We start from the raw sequence: 1,571 nt of genomic DNA, 5'->3' as shown, positions 1-1,571 counted from the left end.
TCCTTATCCTAGTTCTTGGTTAAAGGCTTTAATTATGGTTTATTTTATAACTATTTTAGTTGCCATAATTAAGGATTTAAAACTGGGAATATATTGTTGGCAAAAACTAGGGGGAAGTTTAGAGTTATTCATTTGTTTGAGTATTATTTTTCTGTTTTTTTTGATTCCTGTCTTTGCTTTTTTGCATCATTACTTTATTTTGATTTTTCATATTTTTAGGAAAATTTTACATCGAAGTTATCGGTATAATTTTTTCTTATTCCCGCCAATTACAAGTTGGTGGAAAGCTTTATATAGTTGGTTGATAATTATTATTAGTACCCTGGCAGCAACTTTAATATATACATTGATTTTGCCTTGGTTTAACCTAAATTATCAAGTTGCCATTTTAGAAAAAAGTCAATTTTTATATCCTGAAACATCCATCGAAAAGTTACTTTTATTTATATTTATTAGTGTTTGGTTAATTGTAGCAGCTAAATTATATCAGTTTGAATTTTTATCTAAAAGTTTTTTGGTATTGAACAAAATATATAGTCCTACTCTACAAAAGACAAGTTTATCCAAACAACCTCAGATTAATTTGATTGAAGAAGGAAGAAGGAAGAAGAAAGAAGGAAGAAGCGGTGCGACCCCGCGTCGGCGACAGACGGAAAGGAATACCCATCAAGAGAGGAAAAAGTGGATGGGGACTCAAACCCCAAGCAATTGTAAACACCGTGTAGACGGCGGGGTATTTAAGCAAAAAGAAAAAGATAAAACAGAGAATGAATTGACAAAAACTAGCACCTATTCTGGAGTTAAAATCACAAATAAACCTCAATCAGTATTGGCGACAAAAAAAGTCAAGCCAGTTGATCAAAGAGAAAAAAGTAATTACTTACAAACCATCCAGAAAACAATCAAAAACAATATTTTGGTATTACTGATTATTCCTTTACTTACATTAGGTATATATGGATTTTATCAATGGCAATTAATGTCCGAAAAAACTGTAGTTATAGTTCCGGAAAACCCCTCACCAATAGCCAAAAAAGTAAACTCCGAAAACCTAGAAATTGAAGAAGTCAAAACTCAACCTACACCTGTATATTCCCCAATAAAAAAATCTTCACCTATCCCAAAAACAACTATTGTATTACCGCCACCAGACCCATTTAAACTTGCAGTTAATCGAGCTATAAATGCAGCAGAAATGGCTCAATCTGCCCAGACTAAAATAGAATGGGAAGCAGTAGCAAGTCAGTGGCAAGACGCAACAGAATTTATGAAAATAGTGCCAGCATCTCATCCTAAATATAAACAAGCTAGAAAAAAAGTCAAAGAATATCAAGGCTATGCTGACTATGCAATTAGAGTAGCGAAAATTAAAAAGTAAAGTAAGCATTCCACAGGAAATACTTACGAAGTAAATAAAAACAAATATAGCAATCAGGAATCAGATGTGAGAATTGAGATGTTTCTTAAAAGTATACGGTATAGCAGTTATCTTATTCATAAGATATTCATTTTTTTATTCTTCTCTTTTCCCTGTTCCCCGTTCCCTGTTCCCTAAAAATCTTCAATATCTA

The 1,571-nt window shown here is 32.3% G+C and carries 1 pseudogene; it reads left to right on the top strand.

Annotated elements, in window-relative coordinates:
• Nucleotides 1-1,378: pseudogene (locus F6K13_RS32405) on the top strand (hypothetical protein); the annotation flags it as partial.
• Nucleotides 1,379-1,571 lie beyond the last annotated feature (193 nt).

The organism is Okeania sp. SIO2B9, assembly GCF_010672505.1.
GTDB classification, from domain to species: Bacteria; Cyanobacteriota; Cyanobacteriia; order Cyanobacteriales; family Microcoleaceae; genus Okeania; species Okeania hirsuta.
The sequence above is the reverse complement of the archived record's forward strand: the minus strand, read 5'-3'. Positions and strand labels throughout refer to the sequence as shown.